The sequence below is a fragment of the Microcoleus sp. N9_B4 genome, assembly GCF_036701635.1.
Classification (GTDB): Bacteria; Cyanobacteriota; Cyanobacteriia; order Cyanobacteriales; family Microcoleaceae; genus Microcoleus.
The window spans coordinates 127,163-145,870 of sequence record NZ_JAUBRC010000006.1 but is presented as its reverse complement, the minus strand read 5'-3'; the positions used below and the strand labels follow the sequence as shown (position 1 = coordinate 145,870).

General features: G+C 45.7%; 16 protein-coding genes. 10 read left to right on the top strand and 6 right to left on the bottom strand.

All coding sequences use genetic code 11. The features are described 5' to 3' along the window. Positions 1-516: 516 nt before the first annotated feature. Entirely contained in the window at positions 517-978 is a 462-nt protein-coding gene (locus QUA43_RS06100; protein WP_333371923.1) for a tRNA (cytidine(34)-2'-O)-methyltransferase, read from the bottom strand. A gap of 237 nt (positions 979-1,215) precedes the next feature. Then, positions 1,216-2,367, bottom strand: a complete 1,152-nt coding sequence (gene gshA / locus QUA43_RS06095; RefSeq protein ID WP_333371921.1) for a glutamate--cysteine ligase — start codon at positions 2,365-2,367, stop codon at positions 1,216-1,218. A gap of 421 nt (positions 2,368-2,788) precedes the next feature. On the opposite strand from gshA, the gene QUA43_RS06090 reads away from it, so the two are divergent. After that, complete coding sequence (locus QUA43_RS06090; RefSeq protein WP_333371919.1) at positions 2,789-3,832, top strand: AI-2E family transporter; 1,044 nt, start codon at positions 2,789-2,791, stop codon at positions 3,830-3,832. A gap of 154 nt (positions 3,833-3,986) precedes the next feature. On the opposite strand, the gene QUA43_RS06085 is transcribed toward QUA43_RS06090, so the two are convergent. Continuing rightward, on the bottom strand, positions 3,987-4,802 hold the full coding sequence (locus QUA43_RS06085) for a cobyrinic acid a,c-diamide synthase (RefSeq protein ID WP_333371916.1): 816 nt from the start codon (positions 4,800-4,802) through the stop codon (positions 3,987-3,989). Positions 4,803-5,126: 324 nt separating this feature from the next. On the opposite strand from QUA43_RS06085, the gene QUA43_RS06080 reads away from it, so the two are divergent. The 4 genes from QUA43_RS06080 to QUA43_RS06065 all read left to right on the top strand — a co-directional run bounded on the left by QUA43_RS06080 (position 5,127) and on the right by QUA43_RS06065 (position 9,405). After that, positions 5,127-5,441, top strand: coding sequence for a Mo-dependent nitrogenase C-terminal domain-containing protein (locus QUA43_RS06080; RefSeq protein WP_333371914.1), 315 nt, complete (start codon positions 5,127-5,129; stop codon positions 5,439-5,441). A gap of 236 nt (positions 5,442-5,677) precedes the next feature. Continuing rightward, on the top strand, positions 5,678-6,541 hold the full coding sequence (locus tag QUA43_RS06075; RefSeq protein ID WP_333371913.1) for an Npun_R2479 family HD domain-containing metalloprotein: 864 nt from the start codon (positions 5,678-5,680) through the stop codon (positions 6,539-6,541). An 11-nt stretch (positions 6,542-6,552) separates the two neighbouring features. Further along, a complete protein-coding gene (locus QUA43_RS06070) occupies positions 6,553-7,191 on the top strand; it encodes an Rpn family recombination-promoting nuclease/putative transposase (RefSeq protein ID WP_333371911.1) in 639 nt (212 codons plus the stop codon). A 288-nt stretch (positions 7,192-7,479) separates the two neighbouring features. Next, complete coding sequence (locus tag QUA43_RS06065) at positions 7,480-9,405, top strand: alpha-amylase family glycosyl hydrolase (RefSeq protein WP_333371909.1); 1,926 nt, start codon at positions 7,480-7,482, stop codon at positions 9,403-9,405. Between the two features lie 287 nt (positions 9,406-9,692). On the opposite strand, the gene QUA43_RS06060 is transcribed toward QUA43_RS06065, so the two are convergent. After that, positions 9,693-9,848: a hypothetical protein gene (locus QUA43_RS06060; RefSeq protein WP_333371907.1), complete on the bottom strand. Its 156-nt coding sequence runs from the start codon at positions 9,846-9,848 to the stop codon at positions 9,693-9,695. 397 nt (positions 9,849-10,245) lie between these two features. On the opposite strand from QUA43_RS06060, the gene QUA43_RS06055 reads away from it, so the two are divergent. From QUA43_RS06055 to QUA43_RS06040, 4 genes are all read left to right on the top strand, one after another. Further along, complete coding sequence (locus QUA43_RS06055) at positions 10,246-11,130, top strand: inositol monophosphatase family protein (RefSeq protein ID WP_333371905.1); 885 nt, start codon at positions 10,246-10,248, stop codon at positions 11,128-11,130. 160 nt (positions 11,131-11,290) lie between these two features. Beyond that, positions 11,291-11,971, top strand: coding sequence for a Crp/Fnr family transcriptional regulator (locus QUA43_RS06050; RefSeq protein WP_333371903.1), 681 nt, complete (start codon positions 11,291-11,293; stop codon positions 11,969-11,971). Further along, a complete protein-coding gene (locus QUA43_RS06045; RefSeq protein ID WP_333371901.1) occupies positions 11,968-13,872 on the top strand; it encodes a M61 family metallopeptidase in 1,905 nt (634 codons plus the stop codon). Before QUA43_RS06050 ends, QUA43_RS06045 begins: the two co-directional genes overlap by 4 nt. A gap of 167 nt (positions 13,873-14,039) precedes the next feature. After that, complete coding sequence (locus tag QUA43_RS06040) at positions 14,040-14,513, top strand: TerB family tellurite resistance protein (RefSeq protein WP_333371899.1); 474 nt, start codon at positions 14,040-14,042, stop codon at positions 14,511-14,513. A 497-nt stretch (positions 14,514-15,010) separates the two neighbouring features. Here the strand turns inward: QUA43_RS06040 and QUA43_RS06035 are convergent, their stop codons facing one another. Further along, entirely contained in the window at positions 15,011-15,541 is a 531-nt protein-coding gene (locus QUA43_RS06035; RefSeq protein WP_333371897.1) for a peptidoglycan-binding protein, read from the bottom strand. Positions 15,542-15,809: 268 nt separating this feature from the next. Next, positions 15,810-17,459 (bottom strand): NAD(P)H-hydrate dehydratase, encoded by a 1,650-nt coding sequence (locus QUA43_RS06030; protein WP_333371895.1) that lies wholly within the window; start codon positions 17,457-17,459, stop codon positions 15,810-15,812. Between the two features lie 115 nt (positions 17,460-17,574). On the opposite strand from QUA43_RS06030, the gene mnmA reads away from it, so the two are divergent. Further along, positions 17,575-18,666, top strand: coding sequence for a tRNA 2-thiouridine(34) synthase MnmA (mnmA, locus tag QUA43_RS06025; protein WP_333371893.1), 1,092 nt, complete (start codon positions 17,575-17,577; stop codon positions 18,664-18,666). Positions 18,667-18,708 lie beyond the last annotated feature (42 nt).

The window sequence follows — 18,708 nt, the reverse complement described above, 5'->3', positions numbered from 1 at the left end:
GAGTTTAAATCAACAAGCAAAAATATTCTGATTGTTGACAGCTATCATGCTTAGGCCAGATTACCTTGCTTTTTTAATTTAGACAAGCTCAAACCGTCATAAATTTTAAAATTCTCGGTTAAACCTGCTGCAATTCACCCCACAAGCCTTACACCGCAATAGCTGGAACGAATACATAAAATATTCGTTCCGGTAAGGCTCTGAACTCTCACCTATTATCAGACTTTAGGCTAATTTCCGGACAACCTACAACCGTATATTTACTAGATATAGTGTTCAGACCCAAGCTGGTACTCGCTCACGCCCTAAATCGCTAAAATCCTCTGTTTTTGTTGCTGAATCATCTTGGGAGTAATTTGGTGTTGCTGATAACAATCTGTTTTTGAATGAATAAAATATATTAATGTCGGCTATCTAGATTTTCACCCCTTTGATACAAATTTCTTATATTTAAATGCAGCTTTGGCAGCCTCCGGCAGCTATTAAATATCTATATATTTATGTGTTGATAATGATTTATCCCAGCTCCCCCAACTGTCGTTTAGCCTCAAATAAACCCACAGCAGCGCTGACGGAGAGGTTCAAACTCCTGACTCCCGGCTGGCTCATCGGAATAAAAACTGTGGCGTCGCAGGCATCCAAGACGTATTGGGGAATGCCTACAGTTTCCGAGCCAAACATCAGCCAGTCGCTGGGCTGAAATTGGAATTGCGCGTAATTGCATCGCCCGCCAGTGCTGAATCCGATCGATCGTCCCCCGCGCTGCTCCCGATAGGCCTGAAAAGCCGCTAAGTCTTCGTGGCACTGGAGATTGACGTAGGGCCAGTAATCTAAGCCTGCCCGTTTCAGGTAGCGATCGCTAATTTCAAACCCCAGCGGGCCGACTAAATGCAGTTCCGTGCCTGTGGCAGCGCAAGTGCGGGCGATATTGCCAGTATTCGGGGGGATTTGCGGGTGAATCAAGACAAGTTGGGGCATGAAGCTAATTAAAAGCGAAAAATACAGCTCTTGGGAAATTTATAAAACTACCCAAAGGTAGATATACCTTATAGCTTTTATTTATAACCTTTGTCGAGTTCCATTGATTAAATATTCTGATTTGTTTTTGGGAGTCGCTCTGCAACTTTTTCCCAGGAGGTTCGGGCTATTTGTATTTGCTGAGTACGCATAGCCAGGGGGCTACTGAAAGCCCCCGTTATAATAACGGCGGGTACTTCAGGCAACTAACTGGGCGCACAAGTTGTCTTCAAGCTCCCATTCTTGGTGAGCCATCCCCTGAATCCCTTGCAGAATAATACTGCGGGTGTCCAAACCGCCCTCGTGTAGCTTCAACCACTGCTGGGCCGTGTTGCCTTCCCGGAGAATCTTTTTGAGTGGCGAGAGAAAGCAGCTAAAGCCGCGTTTTTTGGCGAAAGGCCAGACTTCTCGGTAAATTTCCTCAATCCAATCTCGTGCCAGAATAGTTCTGCCGTCTTGCCAGTGGGTAAGTTCGGCATCCAAACTTTGCCGGGATGCAGCAATTTCGTTGGCGTCTGTGAGAGCAACTAAGTCTTGGTTGCGGGTGGCCGCAGGCAAGGTGCTGAGCTCTAAAGGGTCTAAGCTGGGGTCTTCCATCATCTGCCAAATGCGAGCTTCTAGTAAGGCAGTGATGGCTAACAAAGCCAGAGGATTGACTTCGAGGTCGCAAATTCTCAGTTCGAGGCGGTTGAGACAGTAGGGGCGACGATCGCCATTTGGCCGCACGGCAGACCACAAATGGCGGACGTTTTGCATGGTTCCGAGTTCTAGCTGTTCTTCAGTCCACTGAATGTAATGCTTGTGACTTTCAAACAGGGGGACGATGGCGGGAGTTTTGGGAAACAAACCCCACCGAGTGGAATGATAGCCCGTGACTTCGCCGTCGAGGAAGGGGGAAGAGGCGCTCAAGGCAAGGTACAGCGGTGCTTCGACGCGGGCGAGGCGGATGGCGCGCATCAGCATTTCTGGTTGGGAGATGCCGATGTTGATGTGAATGCTTGCGGTGACGACTTTGGTGCCGTAGGTTTGCTCGATGTAGGTGTGGTAGGGGTTGTTGGGATCGGATCGGTAAAATCGATCGCTCCCTCCGAGAGACAAGGTACTTCCCGGCAGCAAGGTATAGTCGCCCAATTGTTTTAAATACTCGCGCAGCCGAACTCGTGGCTTGACTAAGGCACACAACAGGCGATCGTAGCTACACAGCGGGGCGGTCGTGTACTCCACATTGCGGCTATCAGGCTCCCGGACAAATCCCTCTAGATCGGCAACTATGCGATCGGATAGACCGACAACCTCACCTTCGGGAGTGCCGGTATACATTTCTACTTCAAAGCCTTTTGATAGCAGCACGTTTGTTCCTCAGCTAAGTTGAGTGCTAGTTTCTAGTATCCCAAAAATTGACCTGTTCATACTATCTTCCACGGGGCAGAGTTAAACTTTTTCGCGACTGGCACTGAAACCGGGTTTTTCGGCGCCAGCAAGTTTGAGCGTTTGTTTCCTAGTTGGCGGCCTGCCACGACAAATACTCCCCTCGCAAAGAGTTTCCGAGGCGGTTTTAGAGTCAAAAAGGCTGTTTGTTCGATCGCGGGCGTGTTTTATGCGGCATTCGTGACTATCAAATCAAACTTATGGTGAATAGAACCCACTCCTGCCTCAGTTCCACATCTGTTTTCTGCCTTGAGGGGGATAGCCGCAGATATATCTTGGGTGCGATTCTAAAAGAGGGCTCTGCAATATTTTTGAGCTATAATATTAACCCCTAAAAATCCCTGTGAAAGAGCAAGACAGAACTCCTCCCAATTTTTGGAATATGCTAAGCAATTTAGCCCTAGTCCGGTTTTTGCTTTTATTTGCTTCTGGTTGGGCTGGACTGCAACTTTTAGCTTACTTTGAAACAGCAGTCGCGGTTTTCACCATTGCTGCACTCGTGGCTTTTTTGCTCAACTATCCAGTGCGAAATCTCCAGAGATTTTTACCGCGAAGTTTAGCTGTCGCCTTCGTTGTCTTGATCACCCTTTTAGTTTTTGGCGGTCTCACCGTCACCGTAGGGGTCACTCTTTTATCTCAAGGGCAGCAATTAATTGACAGCATGACTGAATTTGTGAATGCTCTGGCGCCTCTGTCCGAGCGCATCGAAGCATTCCTGCGGGCGAGAAACCTGCAAGTTAACCTGCGAGTTATTGAGGAACAACTACGAAACCAAGCTTTGGCGGGAGTTGTGTCGAGTATTGCTTTTTTACAAGTATTTTTAACCAATTTATTGAATTTAATATTAATTATGGTAGTGGCTTCTTTCATGTTACTTGATGGAGAGAGGCTGTGGCTGTTGGTTCTCAAATTTATACCTCGACACCTGCACAGGCGTTTAAGTGTAACCATAGAGAAAAACTTTTTAGGATTTTTTCAGGCACAAATCCTGTTAATGTTATTTTTGACAACATCAAGTTTTTTGATTTTTCTGCTGTTAGATGTGAAATTTCCTTTGATTTTAGCCTTTATTATCGGATTGTTTGATTTAGTTCCAGGGATAGGAGCGACGCTGGGGATTAGCTTAGTTTGTTTTATTGTATTGTCTCAAAATGTGTGGCTATCTTTAAAAGTATTGGCAGCTTGCATTGTTTTGCAGCAAATTCAAGACAACTTTATTCATCCGAGACTGATGCAAAACTCCCTTAACCTCAATCCTGTAGTGGTATTTTTTGCACTGTTAGTCGGAGCAAGATCAGCAGGACTTTTAGGTATATTTCTGGCGATTCCGCTAGCGGGAGTGATAGTTAGCTGGTTTGACATTGAAGAAATGCAAGCAGAAGGTTAATTGATATAGCCATCCTATTTTATAAAATCCGGCTGAAAAATTCAGTTTTAACCTGCCGACTAGAAGTCCCCTGATTCACAAATTCTCCTGTGACCAAAGCGCAACTAAAAGTAAAGAGAAAAAAGCAACGTCGGGTACAGCTTACTGCGTCAAGTCAATGAATAAATTGCAAGTCAGTAGGAAATCTTTCTTCTTCTGGTTCTGGATCATAAATGTAATCGCAGTCAAAACGCAGAGCTTGAGAGTGGCGGCTGATAGAAAATCCGCAATTACTAACCATTTCTGTAGTAAAAGTTGCCATGACTAACTCAATGAGCCTTCTGTAGGAAATGTTAGGTAGTTGAACGTAATAGGTGCGTCTGGCAAAAAATATTCTCTCATCTTTAGGTAGAATTATGCCATTAATTCTGTGTGCGTGTTGAATCGGCTTGATATAGGTTTCAATAAACTGCGACTGATTTTTTTGCAGTCTCGCTAATCTTTCGTGTTGCAACCAGCTCATTTGAAACACAATTTTAATAAATTCAAAGCCCAAAATGTAGTTAAAAACATTATTGCGTTCTTCTGTACTCAAGACGAAGCGGAGTGCAGATTCTAAATATTGGTCAGTTTCTCGGCGCGATTGTTGAGCTGAGTGGATATAAAATTGTTTGATGTAGCTTCTTAAATCTGATTCGTTTAATTGTTTTTTGACTCGGAATCTGATTAAATACTCTTTGACTCGGTGTAGAGTATCTACATCTTCAAACATTTTTGAGACTAAACCGTCGGCTGTATAATTATCTAAAAATTCTGCTTGCAAGTCAGGAGTAGAGGCGCACAATATGTAGCAGAGGGACAAGACATAGCGTCGCTGGTTCCAAGGCAAGCTTTGGGCCCAATCTTTAACTTCTACAGGGAGTTTTTGCAGCACGGTATCTGTGTGGGGGAGTTGAGCAAGGTCGGCATATTTATCTTTTTGTTTAATCATTGCCTGAAACCTTATATTAGTAAGTATACAGATTAGTAGATCGCAGATGATGGGAGAGGGGAGCTGCGAGGGAGGGCTACCAATTATTCTGTCTTATTTTTTTTCCATCTATCTAAATATACATTCTGGAGTGAACAGAGGGCGTGATCTGTCTCACAGTTGAGCGAGTTTCAAATCACAAATGCTAGCTAGTCGCATCACATTTTGCGACTGTGAGTGTCACTCATAAAACTTATTCACGTCACTGGAGCAACATTGGGTTTCGTTGAGGATTAAGTCGGGTGATTCATAAGTTTTTGTTAGTAATGATTACTGAGATCAATCATGAACTTGACTACAAGTATTTTCCCCGAAAATCAGTGCCAAGATTTAACTTTTTGCGATCGCCTCGTGCAACCAGTGCGACAGTGGCTTGATAACATTGCCGTGGGAGATCCGCAAGTAGCTCGGTTCTTGTGCCAACTTATACCCGCACGGTGTTCTTTTGATAGAGATATGCAGCTATGGGGACACCATCTTTTCCACATACCGCCTATGTGCAAGCTGAATCCTGTGTATGAGGAATTAGTGGGGTTGCGTTTTCGATCGCTCTCGTTTTTGGCTGACGTATGCGGGGAAGATGTAACGCCGTACTGCTGATTGAGGGGTGTCATACCTCGATCGCCCGTTGAGCTCTATTATTGATGGGGTGTGTCGCTCTGGTAGTTGCGAGAGCCATAATTTAAGCCATAATTGTTGATAATATCAATGGATGCGTCTCGATAGGAGTGGGTATCCATCGTGGCGCTTAAGCCAAAAATAACATTAAACGGTAGCACCAAAAACAATCACTATAAAAATAATTTAATGATCTACGTGGGTTCAGGGAAGTGAATATGTTTAATGCAACAGAACTGTTGATTAATGCTTTTGTAAATCGGCTGATTGAAGGCTACCGGTACACCTACGGCGGGTTCAAATCTGACTATGGTGAAATTATTGCTTGGGTAGCGAGTATGGCTTTGGAAAATATTGCTAATAGCGATGCTCTTTACCACAATGTTGAACACACTATTTTAGTGACCTTGGTGGGACAGGAGATTCTGCGCGGCAAGCACATCCGGGAGGGTGGTGTTTTATGTGAACATTGGCTGCATTTCCACATTGCTTTGCTGTGTCACGATATCGGGTATGTGAAGGGGGTTTGTCGGCAAGATCGAACTGATTTGAGACTGTATGCAACGGGGATAGAGGATTTGCAAGTGAAGCTACCTCCGGGGGCGACGGATGCGAGTTTGATGCCTTATCATATCGATCGCGGAAAAATGTTTATTGACGAGCGTTTTGGCGGTCACAAACTGATTGATGCTGAGCTGGTTAAGCGTAATATTGAGCTGACTCGTTTCCCAGTTCCTGCAGATGAAGATTATCAAGATACTGCGAATTATCCGGGTTTGGTTCGGGCTGCTGATTTAATTGGTCAGTTGAGTGATCCGCGATATTTGCAAAAGATTGCGGCGCTGTTTTACGAGTTTGAGGAAACTGGGCAAAATCTGGTTTTGGGCTATCAGAATCCCGGGGAGTTGCGGGATGGTTATCCGAAGTTTTATTGGAATGTGGTTTATCGGTATGTGAAGGATGCGATCGGCTATTTGGAACTGACGCAGCAGGGGAAACAAATTGTTGCTAATTTGAGCGCGAATGTTTTTCGGGTGGAGCATTCTCAGGTTCCAGAGTCTGCGGTGGCTGTAGTTACCTAGGGTTGGGGTGGATGTCGGGCGATCGTTCTTTTCAACTGATTCGCGGTCAAGGTTACTTTAAGTTAAAACCTGTAATTGATTTGACAATTATTGATTTTGAAATGTTTGACTATGACCAAGAAGGAACTTCTCATTTTGTGTTCAAGGAGAAAAAGCGTTTAATTGATTGTGTCGCTCCAGAGATTGAACTGATATTTATCGACTTGCCAAAATTCAACAAACAATTGGATGAGTTAGAAACTTTGACTGACAAGTGGATTTATTTTATGAAAAATGCTCTCAGCTTGGAAATAGTGCCGTCAACAATGGAAACTGTATCGGAAATACAGCAAGCCTTTGCGATTGCCAAGGAAACTAATTTGAATCCAGAGGAGTTGGCAGATTTAGAAGAACGCGAAATGTTTATTCTCGATCAGCAGGGTGTCTTGCTCAAGGGAATTGAAAAAGGCATTGCACAAGGCAGAGAACAAGGCATCGCAGAAGGTAGAGAAGAGGGCAAAGAAAAAGGCAGAGAAGAGGGACTCGCGCTAGGAATGAGAGAAAAAGCTCTAGACATTGCTAGGCAACTTCTCAATTTTCTTGATAATAAAACTATTAGTCAAACTACGGGTTTGAGCGTTGAAGATATCCAAAAATTGCGGGAGGAATAGAAAAGAAGGTAAAAAGTACGATCGCACAATTAGTACACCTTTTCTCGCTACTAGGATCAGCCTGGTAGCACAGGTTTTTTAGTCTCTGCCTCTTTGATTGAGAATGACGCCAAATATTAACTCTCATCAACATAAGACTCAAGGATGAGTCTGCCCTCTCTCTAAAGGAAGATTTCATTAAACCAGTAAATTCCGTATGATGCTGTAAAAGTCAGTCAGAGGGGAAAGCTATCTCCGACTCTAGCTCCGAATAACTGACCAATCTTACAATATAAAAAAATACATCTCATGACATCAGTCACTCCCAATCAAACTTCCTCTCAATACGAAGTTAGCGAACCCGAAGAAAAAATTGAGTCTCTGGTAGAAGAAGTTAAGCCAGAAAGCGAAATCGATTTAGAGTTCCTCTACACCAGAGACATTGAATTCCGACAAGAAACAATTTATTTCATTGTAGTCGATCGCTTTTACGACGGCGACCCCGCAAATAACGAAGGCCCAAACCCAGAACTTTACGATCCAGATGGCAAAGATTGGGGCAAATACTGGGGCGGCGACTTGCAGGGAGTTATCGACAAACTCGACTACTTAAAAGATATGGGAGTTAGCGCAGTTTGGCTGACTCCACTGTTCGAGCAAGTTGAAGCATTATTTGTCGAACAAGCTGCAATTCACGGCTACTGGACTAAAGATTTCAAGCGACTAAACCCACGCTATATTGCCAAAGGCGACAATCCTTCTATCAACCAAACACAAGAAACTAAAGATACCGTATTTGACAAATTAGTAGACGAGTTGCACCAGCGAAACATGAAACTCGTGCTCGATATTGTCTGCAATCACAGCAACCCTGATTTTAGTGGAAAAAAGGGGGAACTATACGACGACGGTGTAAAAATAGCTGACTTTAACGACGATGAAGATCACTGGTATCACCACTACGGCGAAGTCACCAACTGGGAAGATGAATGGCAAGTCCAAAATTGCGAACTGTCTGGTTTAGCAACTTTCAACGAAAATAATACTCAATACCGCCGTTACATTAAATCCGCCATTAAACAGTGGCTGGACAGAGGCGTTGATGCTTTGCGCGTTGATACAGTTAAGCATATGCCTATTTGGTTTTGGCAGGAATTTACTGCTGACATTTTAACACACAGACCTGATGTTTTCATTTTTGGCGAATGGATTTACAGCGATCCTAGAAACGATCGTTCTGTGGAATTTGCCAACGAGTCGGGGATGACTATTTTAGATTTTGGTCTGTGCGTGGCAATTCGAGAAGTATTGGGGAAGGTTGCGGGCGCGGGATTTAAGTTAGTCCAAGATGTCCTGAATTTGGATCACCGCTACTACGGGGCGACGGAGTTGATTACTTTTATTGACAACCACGATATGCCGAGATTTCAGTCGTTGAATCCCGATCCAGAAATGCTGCATTTGGCGATATGTTTAATTATGACGACTCGCGGTATTCCCTGCATTTATTACGGCACTGAACAGTATCTGCACGATGATACAGATGGGGGGGATGACCCTTACAACCGCCCGATGATGCAAAAGTGGGATACTGATGCGCCGATTTACCGAGATGTGCGGTTGCTGTCTGGATTGCGGCGGCTGAATCCAGCTATTTCGATGGGGAGTCATTGGCAAAAACATCTAACTGCTGATGTTTATTGTTACGTGCGCCGCTATCGCGATTCCGTGGTGTTTGTAGCAGTAAATCGTGGCAATTCTGTTACAATTAAAGAGGTGGATACTGAGCTGCCTGATGGAGAGCATACGGAGGTTTTATCGCGCCGCAAGTTTGAAGTTAAAGATGGAATGCTGTACAACTTAGAGTTGGGTTCGCGGGAAGTAATGATTTTTAGCCGGGTCGGAGAGCGAGTGAAGGCGAAAACTATTGTGCGGGCGCAGCTTAACAGCGTTAGAACTCAGCCTGGGGAAAGAATTGTGGTGATTGGAGATTGTCCTGAATTGGGGAATTGGGATATTAGTAAGGGCTACCCCTTGGAGTATATCAATACTAATACTTGGTTTGGGGAAATTCCTTTTAATGAAAGTGCGGGGAAGTTGATTTCTTATAAGTATGCGCTGGTACGGGAAGGAATGTCGCCGCTGCGAGAAAATCTGGTTTGTCGCCGCTGGGTTTTAGTTTCGGAAGGGACTGTGAAATGGCGGGATAAGTGGGCGAGTGGACGGGAGTCTTAATAGTTTTGATTTCGGATTTGTGAGTGAAACCGTTTTAGGCACAGAAACCGGGTTTGATGAACGAAAATACTTCCTTAAGGCTTTCGATTATCTTTTTCAAACCCGGTTTATTTACTAGGTACTTAATTCCCATGAGATTTAATTAGGAACTGCAACTCATAATTCATGATTTTTTAAAGATGACTTAGGTAATAAATAGTTGGGCTTTTTATCTATATCAGTAAGGTGTGCATTGTGCATCCTGCGGACGTGATTTATGGTGGGCCGAGGCGCACCCTACATTTTTATTAAAGCGATCGCAACTTCTGGGCTAAAACATCGACATAACGTTCGCTGCTGTGCTGGTTCACAACCATTTCGTAGCCGCGTTGTGCTTGAGATTCAGCTTCTTGAGGATTTTTTAGCAAAGGGACGGACGATCGCCTCCCGCAAACCTGCTGCATCTGGCACATTTACCACTTTAGCAATATCCCGGGCCGCTAAATAATCGACGATACCTTGAGTCCGAGTAATGACGACCGGCCGCTTGCAGGCTATTGCTTACAGTAAAGCCTGCATTCCAGCAGCATATTTATTGTCTACCAAACAAACTGCAATTACGTCTGCATCGCGGTAAAGCTGCACTAAATCTGGCCATTCGTAGAACTTGCGGGACATATTTTCTGGCATAGTATCGGGGAAAGCTTGCGATAAAGCCTTAGCATCTTTAGAAAAACCGCTAATTTTTACCGAAAACGGCGCTGATGGTTAGCAAACCGGGTTTCTAGGCACCGGCGCGCAAATCCTGTACGAATCAAAAACAGTGACACGCGCCGATCGATTCCAAGGACTTAAGCTTTTATGCTGAAGTTAGCTAAAGCATTTATGTTTAACCTCATGTATATTTCTCCAGAGCAAGACCAAAAAATTCGCTACACCCTGCGCGAGTGCGGTCAAGAAGCTTACAAGCTAGCAGCCGAACCTTTTGAAGTTTCCGAGAAAGGGCCCAACGACTACGTGACGAGTATCGATCAATACCTAGACCGACAACTATCGGCAGCATTTAGCGCTTTGTTTCCTGAAGACGGCAGGATCACCGAGGAAAACGCCGCCTCCAGAACAGCTTACTGCGCCAATTACCAGCGCCTCTGGTGCATCGATCCCCTCGACGGGACGGAAGAATTTATTCGGGGAAAACTGCACTACGCTTCGATGGTGGGGCTGCTGCTGGAAGGGGAACCGGTGGCCGGCTGGCTCTACGCCCCGGCTTTTGACCAAATGTATTTTGGTGGCAAAGATTGGGGATTGTTCCAAACTGTGGGAACCCAAGCGGCACAGCCGATCGCCCTATGCAAACCCCCGGCTCCGACAGCGGAAAATTGTAAAATTATTCTCGGAGACAAAGACCAGAAAAACTACGCCCAGGCGATCGCCCAAAGCATCCCCGGAGCAGAATTTTACTCGCTGGGCAGCTTTGGCTTAAAAGTGATGGAAGTTATCTTCGGTCGAGCTGGTTTGTACCTGTATCTCAACGGCAGAGTTAAAGTGTGGGATACCGCCGGCCCTCTGGCTCTAGCAAAAGCAGCCGGATTGGTTTGTTGCGACTTGCAAGGTCAACCGCTGAGGTGGAGTAAAGATGCGATCGAGCCGGAGACTCTGGCCCACACCCAGTCAATTGCGATCGGCTGGCCAGAATACATAGAACCTCTGTTAGGCAAAGTTCAACAGGCAGTGGCAGGCTTGTAAACCCGTTTAAGATTAAAGAATCTGCCAATTTTACGTGAACCGGGCCTCTGCACCCTTATTATCAATTAAAGGAGCAACGGATTGTTTGTGTTCCCAAACATCGATCGTTCCCTAGCTGTTGGGTGTCGCCTAATCATATTTCCCACCTCCGCGAGTTTGCATGAAGACAGAAGCTTTCAGTGAGCTGTTCCCTCTATTTAAGGGTGCTAACCCAGAAACCTTGGGAGGGCTGCTATCAAATGCCGTCAAGCACGAGTATCCCCCGGGCCGAGCTGTGGTGATGGAGGATTCTTGGGGCAACGCGATTTACTTTGTCGTGTCTGGCTGGGTCAAAGTCCGGCGCCTTTCAGACGATCGAGCTGTATCAATGGCTATTTTAGGACGGGGTGCCTTCTTCGGCGAAATGGCAATTCTGGACGAATCTCCGCGATCGAATGACGTACTTGCTCTCTCCTCGGTGCGGCTGCTCAGCGTCACAGCTCAGCGATTTATCCAAACCCTGTTTAAAGACCCGCAATTGCACCACCGGATGCTGCAACTGATGGTACGGCGGCTACGCCAAACCAATCTCCGCTATCAACTCCGAAACCGCCAGCCAGCGGTTAAACTAGCAAATACTTTAGTCGAGCTGGCAGAAAACTACGGTCAGAAAACTGCTGAGGGCAAAGATATCTTCAATATTCCTTATGAAGACTTAGCTGATGTGACAGATATCACCCTAGATGAAACCAGCAAAATTATGGAAAAACTCGATAGTAAAGGTTGGATCAAAATCGATCCAGACCGCCAAACTATCCATTTGATCAACCTCAAGCACTTGATTAATTTGGCAAGTCAATGACTGATGTTACTTCTTTGGATACCTCGTCCGCTGCCGGCAACAGTGAGGGGCAACTAACAGCACCGACAATTCAATATTCGGTGGCGATGCCCAATCCTGAATCCCATCTGTTTGAAGTGACTTTGCGCGTGCAAGGTTGGTCGGAGCCGGTTCTGGATTTAAAAATGCCTGTTTGGACTCCCGGTTCTTACTTGGTTCGAGAGTACGCCCGCCACCTGCAAGATTTTAGCTCCCAGGCGGGCGAGCTAGCTTTACCTTGGCGCAAGAAAAGCAAAAATCACTGGCAAATCGAGACAAATTCGGTGTCAGATGTCACGGTTCGCTACCGCATTTTTGCCAACGAACTGACAGTGCGAACCAATCATTTAGACTCGACTCACGGTTATTTCAATCCGGCGGCTTTGTGCTTTTTCTTGCCCGGTTTTGAGAGCAACTGCTACACCGTAACCGTTGTGCCACCGCAGCCCGAATGGCGCACCGTTACGACTTTGCCACCTGTTTCTGGCCAAAATCTTACTTTCGCTGCTGCGGATTTTGACACTCTCGTAGACAGTCCTTTTGAGATAGGCTATCACGAAGTGTACGAGTTTGAAGTGATGGGAAAACCCCACCAGCTAGTTGTTTGGGGAAAAGGCAATTTAGAACCCGATCGCACGATTCGAGACATCCAAAAAGTGATCGAAGTCGAGGCAAAAATGTTCGGCGGTTTGCCTTACGAACGCTATGTGTTTTTCCTGCATTTGTCCGGCTCTGGTTTTGGCGGTTTGGAACACAAGGAGAGTTGCACTCTCAACTATCCGCGTTTTGGTTTTCGGGCTAAGGAAAAGTATGAACGCTTTATTCAGTTGGTAGCTCACGAGTTTTTTCACCTCTGGAATGTCAAGCGCATTAGACCGAAAGCTCTGGAAGTATTTGACTACGAAAAAGAGAATTATACTCCTTCTTTATGGTTTTCTGAAGGGACTACCAGCTATTACGATTTGGTGATTCCTTTTCGAGCTGGACTCTACAACGTGAAAGGTTTTTTCCAAGGTATGGCTAAGGAAATTACTCGCTTGCAGACGACTGCGGGGCGGAAGGTGCAGCCTCTGGGCGAGTCGAGCTGGGATGCTTGGATTAAACTTTATCGCCGGGATGCTAACAGCGATAATTCGCAGATTTCCTATTATTTGAAAGGGGAAGTTGTGTCGTTTTTGCTCGATTTGTTGATTCGAGCCAGACACGGCAATGAGCGATCGCTCGACGATGTGATGCGTTTGATGTGGCAGCAGTTTGGCAATGCTAATTCGGCCCAAAACGGCGATTTTGACCTGAAGTCGGGAACAGACGGCAAATCGGCGCATTTAACCTCAAACGGACACTTAAATTCTCCTTCGCTGCCAGCAGAAATAGGCTTTACTCCCGAAGAGTTGCAAAGTGCGATCGAGTCCGTCGCCGGCATCGATTTGAGCGACTTTTTTGCGCGCTATATAGACGGCACAGAAGAGTTGCCTTACAACAAGTATCTAGAACCTTTTGGGCTAGAACTCACCGCCGCTGAAACTAGCGAAATACCTCGCATCGGTTGGACGTTGGGAACTGAAAACGGGCGGGAAATGATTAAATTTGTCGAAGTAGGATCTCCGGCACAATTGGCCGGAATTGATGCTGGAGACGAGTTGCTGGCGATCGAAGGTTTTCGGGTAGTAAATGTAGAACAAGCGGGCGAGAGACTAAAAGATTTCAAGCCTGGGGATATCGTCTCGGTGACAGTTTTTCACCAAGACGAACTGCGGACTTGTCCTGTTACTCTCGCCCCGCCGTGCCCGACGCGTTACTCGATCGTGCCCGTGGAACAGCCCACTGCTATTCAGAAACAAAACTTTACTGGATGGCTGGGAGTTCCTCTATCAAAATTGTGACATCATGGTTAGTAGTCAGTTGTTATTTGGCAGTTGGCAGTTGGCAGTTGGCAGTTGGCAGTTGCGCGTTGCCATTAGCTAATAACAACTAACAAATAACAACTAACTAATAACAACTAACAACTAACTAATAACAAATAACCAATTACCAATTACCAACTTTGATTATGCAAACCCCACCTCCTCCATCAATTACGCCCCGCCAGATGAATCTGCTGAGAATTGTTGCTTCTATGGCATGGGCTGATGGCGAACTCGCCACAGAAGAAGTTAATTTAATGCTCGATCGCTTTTGTCGTTTGTTTGCCCCAGATACCGACGGACAACAAATGCAACAAGAACTGCGGGATTACATCATGCAAAATATCCCCCTTGACGAGTTGATCGGCCAACTAGAAACTCAAGATGAAAGGGAATTAGTCCTGCAACTCGGCTATGAAGTGATTTCATCTAGTTCTCGCACTCCCGAGGAACCAAAAATTAACGCTGAAGAAGCCGCAGCTTATCAAAAATTAGTGCAGTTGCTGAATCTTTCAGAGGATGTGGTCAAGCGTATTGAAGCTGAATCATCGGCTGCAGATACTTCGGAGGGAATTGTCGAGAAGATGGCTCACAAATTAGAAAAGTTCATCAAAGGCTAGTTAGTGACTTGCGCGCGCTTGGCTTAAAAACCCGGTTGATTCCTAGATTTCTCGTTACTCAACCTGGAATTTTTCGTAGAAACCGGGAATAAGCCCCCATGCGTAATTCTTGTTAGGTAAGTATCGGAATAATGTTTTTATTAGCGCAACTATTTACAACTAAAGCTGAAGGGAAATAAACCGGATTGTAACTCCCAATTTCCTACGATATAGTAACAAAAAAGCACCGGAAAGTTAAGAATATTTTTCATCGCCGGGAACGGTAACAGAATTTGCGATCGCCCTTCCCGCGCGCAGCCTTCCCCTTAACGATAATTAGGGACTTAGGCAAAGCCTAAACCCCTAATTGAGCTACCGCTTTTTTGCCATCACTGAAAGTGATATCATTTCCGGTTGGATCAGAATAATAAAATCGAGTCAACAGTCAACAGTCAACAGTCAACAGTCAACAATCATTTCGCTCGTACAACCGAAATTGATATTAATTCAACCAGTCATTAGTGCGGTAACTTGCTGAGGGCGTGCCAAGTTCTGTAGCCGACAATTCCATCTTGCGGTAAAGCCATGCTAATTTGCAATTGTCGCACTGCTACATCTGTCATCGGCCCGAATAATCCGTCAATGGAGCCGAAATAGTATCCATTGATTTTCAAGACATTCTGAACAATTTTAACAGCATTACCAGAACTGCCCTTCATGACGATCGGCATATTCACAGGTGCACCAGAGTATAGTGCTTCCCAAGTGAGAGGGCCGACAATCCCATCTTCTTGTAAAAAGACGCGGTGTTGATAGCCTTTGACGGCGTTTTGAACTTGGACACCGAAGATACCGTCCATCGGGCCGAAATAATATGCCCAATGATATAGAAGCTGTTGTAGTTCCGTGACAGCTTGACCTGTTGAACCGATTTGTAAAGTGGGTTTGTTTACTCCAGTGGTTGCAGCAAATGCCAGAGTTGATTGAGCAGTAGTATCGGCGACAAGAGCCATAGTTTCATTGTTCAAGCTTCTTTCTTCGGTGTACATAATGTGGTTCCTCTCAATATTTAAGTTTTGGTCTGTGATATTTCAGGTATAACTGGTGGGATTTGTGAGTGCACAGTCACTTTTTGGAGTGTCACTCATTTGAGTGTCACTCGTTTGAGTTACCCGTTGGTTTGTCGTAAGGAATGCAAGTTGTAATGTTTTTATGAGGACTTCCGTTGTCAATACAAACCAAGCGGTAAGGTGCGCGGTACACACCTACCCAATACAAAGATGCGGGGTACGCACCCTACCAACTCATGTTGATTTTTTACTTAGCAAACTCTCGCAATGTTGGAATTAAATACTGTGTCAAAGTAAAGGCATCTACTCCTAATTCCGTCCGTTCTTTGGCAGCCATGATTCCGGCTTGAGCGTGCCACCAAGCTGCTGTTGCAGCAACTGATTTGGGGGGGGATTTGCGGGCGATCGCAGTTGCTAATAGTCCCCCTAACAAGCCGGTCAAAACGTCGCCACTGCCGCCTCTGGCGAGGGCTGGGGTGCTTTCGGGATTGAGGTAGGTGATGGTACGTGAAGCGTCGCTATCCCGTAGGGAATCGCCCTCATCCTTCCAACTTATGCACACTCTGGCTCCTTTGAGCAATATCGTTGCACCGCAAAGCTGAGCTGCAGCTTGAGTTGCCGCAATTCGATTATCGCCGATTTCGTCGGCTAATTCGGGAAATAAACGCTTGAATTCCCCCGGGTGAGGCGTGATAATTGTCAGTGCTGAGCGTTCGGACAAAATCGGGACTGTGCCGAGTTGAGCGAGGATATTTAAACCGTCAGCATCTAAAACCAGAGGCCGATCGCTCTCCAGTACAGATTCTACAGCTATTGCCGCTTCCAATGTCAGACCTGGCCCTGCGGCGATCGCATCATAGGTGCCCAAATCAATTGCTACTGGCAACTGGCTAATTGCACCGTTCTGGGTTTCGGGACATCCTATAACTAATGCCTCTGGCAACTGGCTGCTCAATATTGGTTTAATCGACTCAGGAACGGCAATTGACAGCATTCCGATGCCGCTGGCTCTTGCTCCCAATGCTGCCAAAATTGCGGCTCCGCTGTAGCGGCGGGAACCTGCAATAATTAGTAAGTGACCGTTGGTGTATTTGTGCGAAATTGGCGATCGGGGTAATGGCAAATGCTGAGTTGCCGAGGCTTTTGTAATGCGTTGTATTGCTGGCGTTTCACCCAATATTGCTGCAATATCTGCTGCGGGGATATCAAAATCAATTAATTCGGAACTCCCGATATATTCTAATGCTCTATCTTGCAGAAATGCCATTTTCCACAAACCCAAACATAATGTATGTTTTGCCCTAATTGCCGTCCCCAAAACTTCTCCGGTATCTGTATGAATTCCCGAGGGAATGTCTATACTTAAAATGGGTATATTTAAATTATTTATTTCGTCAATAGCTGCGGCAGTAGCGTTATTAATTTCTCGTTCTAATCCAAATCCAAATAAACCATCTACGAGCAAAGTGCACTTTTTTAGACTTTCAATTTTATCAACAAATGAAATATTTAAAGAACGGGCATAATCAGCGTGATTTTTTGTGAGTTCTTTTAGTTTAGAAAACGGGCAGTAAATAACTACTTGGAATCCTTGAAAGTGCAATTCGCGGGCAGCAACCAAAGCATCGCCGCCGTTGTGTCCGGGCCCAACCAATACGCCGATAACTGGCAATTGAGAATTAACAAGATTTTTCCCTTCTTCCCTTTTCCTTCTATCCGTTAAATCCCGTACACTGCTTGCCGAACTTCCTTCCGCTTTCAAAAGCTCCTGAATGCGTCTAGCAATCAGTCCCGCGACTTTTTCCATTAAAGCTGCGACTGGCATTCCAGCAGCAAAGATTCGGGTTTCTATTTGCCGCATTTGGTCGGCGGTGACAACAAATTTTTGAATAGTCATATTAGTGCTAAAATTTCAGCTAACAGCAGCAGTGGCAAGTTGTAGTATATTTGTGGTATAATAAATTAGCTCGATCGAACTAACTCACAGTAAAATAGCAATTTCTCTCAGAATCATGAACAAGATTGTTGTAGGCCTCTCCGGCGGGGTCGATAGTTCCGCAGCAGCCGCAATTTTACACCATCAGGGATATGAAGTGGTGGGTTTAACGCTGTGGTTGATGAAGGGCAAAGGTCAGTGCTGCTCTGAGGGAATGGTCGATGCAGCTAAAATTTGCGAAGATTTGGGCGTTCCCCACCACATTGTTGACAGCCGCGAGGTCTTTCAGGCAAGTATTATTGATTATTTGGTGGAGGGTTACAGTGCAGGAGTTACACCTCTGCCTTGTTCGCAGTGCAATAAAACTGTGAAGTTCGGGCCGATGCTTAAGTTTGCTCGCGAAGAACTAGGAATTGAAAAAATCGCTACAGGCCACTACGCTCGGATTAGTTACGATGCTGAGACGGGTCGCTATCAGTTGCTGCGGGCGATCGACCCTGCGAAAGATCAGTCTTATTTCTTGTACGATCTAACACAGGATTTGTTGGCGGGTACAGAATTTCCTTTGGGGGAAATTACCAAGACAGAAACTCGCAGAATCGCGGCAGAATTTGGCTTGACAACTGCTGATAAGCCGGAAAGTCAGGATTTGTGCTTGGTGGAAAGTAACGGTTCGATGCGGGCTTTTCTGGACAAGTACATTGCGCCGCAAAAGGGTGACATTGTGGACAAGTCAGGGCGGGTGCTCGGACAGCATGACGGTGTGCACCACTACACCATCGGCCAGCGGAAGGGACTCGGAATTGCTGCACCGGAACCGCTGTACGTGATTGAACTTGATGCTGCTGGCAATCGGGTAATTGTGGGCGATCGACAGTTGGCAGTAGAATCTGAATGTACGGTCCAGAAAGTGAATTGGGTTTCTGTGGCTGCACCGACGGCTCCGATTCGGGCTCAGGTACAGATTAGATATCGATCGCAACCCGTCCCGGCTACAATTATTCCTGTGGAATCCTCCCAAGCAGAGGAAAAAGTCGGCGGTACAAGAGTTAAGTTGATTTTTGACGAACCGCAGTTGAGCATTACCCCCGGACAAGCGGCTGTTTGGTATGACGGAGACGTGCTCTTGGGCGGTGGCATTCTCGAAAGAAACCAACTCCCAAATTAAAGCAAGGGGCGGGCTAGAAGCCCAACCCCTACTCCCCACGAG

Excerpts from the sequence above, each read along its gene's own strand:
- QUA43_RS06085 (WP_333371916.1), bottom strand. The coding sequence starts at position 4,802 with ATGATTAAACAAAAAGATAAATATGCCGACCTTGCTCAACTCCCCCAC.
- QUA43_RS06070 (WP_333371911.1), top strand. The coding sequence starts at position 6,553 with ATGTCGGGCGATCGTTCTTTTCAACTGATTCGCGGTCAAGGTTACTTT.
- QUA43_RS06080 (WP_333371914.1), top strand. The coding sequence starts at position 5,127 with ATGAACTTGACTACAAGTATTTTCCCCGAAAATCAGTGCCAAGATTTA.
- QUA43_RS06055 (WP_333371905.1), top strand. The coding sequence starts at position 10,246 with ATGCTGAAGTTAGCTAAAGCATTTATGTTTAACCTCATGTATATTTCT.
- QUA43_RS06075 (WP_333371913.1), top strand. The coding sequence starts at position 5,678 with ATGTTTAATGCAACAGAACTGTTGATTAATGCTTTTGTAAATCGGCTG.
- QUA43_RS06040 (WP_333371899.1), top strand. The coding sequence starts at position 14,040 with ATGCAAACCCCACCTCCTCCATCAATTACGCCCCGCCAGATGAATCTG.
- QUA43_RS06050 (WP_333371903.1), top strand. The coding sequence starts at position 11,291 with ATGAAGACAGAAGCTTTCAGTGAGCTGTTCCCTCTATTTAAGGGTGCT.
- QUA43_RS06100 (WP_333371923.1), bottom strand. The coding sequence starts at position 978 with ATGCCCCAACTTGTCTTGATTCACCCGCAAATCCCCCCGAATACTGGC.
- QUA43_RS06030 (WP_333371895.1), bottom strand. The coding sequence starts at position 17,459 with ATGACTATTCAAAAATTTGTTGTCACCGCCGACCAAATGCGGCAAATA.
- QUA43_RS06035 (WP_333371897.1), bottom strand. The coding sequence starts at position 15,541 with ATGTACACCGAAGAAAGAAGCTTGAACAATGAAACTATGGCTCTTGTC.
- QUA43_RS06060 (WP_333371907.1), bottom strand. The coding sequence starts at position 9,848 with ATGCAGCAGGTTTGCGGGAGGCGATCGTCCGTCCCTTTGCTAAAAAAT.
- QUA43_RS06065 (WP_333371909.1), top strand. The coding sequence starts at position 7,480 with ATGACATCAGTCACTCCCAATCAAACTTCCTCTCAATACGAAGTTAGC.
- mnmA (WP_333371893.1), top strand. The coding sequence starts at position 17,575 with ATGAACAAGATTGTTGTAGGCCTCTCCGGCGGGGTCGATAGTTCCGCA.
- QUA43_RS06045 (WP_333371901.1), top strand. The coding sequence starts at position 11,968 with ATGACTGATGTTACTTCTTTGGATACCTCGTCCGCTGCCGGCAACAGT.